The sequence below is a fragment of the Streptomyces graminilatus genome (assembly GCF_001418565.1).
Classification (GTDB): domain Bacteria; phylum Actinomycetota; class Actinomycetes; order Streptomycetales; family Streptomycetaceae; genus Streptomyces; species Streptomyces graminilatus.
The window spans coordinates 12660-13075 of sequence record NZ_LIQQ01000486.1 but is presented as its reverse complement, the minus strand read 5'-3'; the positions used below and the strand labels follow the sequence as shown (position 1 = coordinate 13075).

Annotated in this window: 1 protein-coding gene; it reads left to right on the top strand. The window is 72.1% G+C overall.

The window, feature by feature from the left end:
• Positions 1–416: sterol carrier family protein (locus AOK08_RS33615; RefSeq protein WP_241827202.1), on the top strand; the 416-nt coding region annotated here is incomplete at both ends.

The window sequence follows — 416 nt, the reverse complement described above, 5'->3', positions numbered from 1 at the left end:
CCTCGCCGACACCGAGGAACGCCTCACCGCGAGCCTCGAAGGCACCCCCGGCACCCGGGTCCTCGCGCTCAGGATCGGCGCCGTCACCCTCGCCGACTACCTGGTCACCCGTACCGTCGAACTCGTCGTCCACACCGACGACCTGAACGACGCCGTTCCGGGCCTCGACATCCCGTACGACAAGCAGGCGCTGGCCACCTGCACCCGCCTGCTCGCCGACAGCCTCGCCGCCAAGGCGCCCGGCGGTTCGACCGAGGTCCGTATCCCGCCGTACGCCGTCGTGCAGTGCGTCCAGGGGCCCCGGCACACCCGTGGCACCCCGCCCAACGTCGTCGAGACCGACCCGCTGACCTGGATACGGCTGGCCACCGGCCGGGTCCAGTGGGCCGACGCCCTCGAAAAAGCGCAGGTCAGCG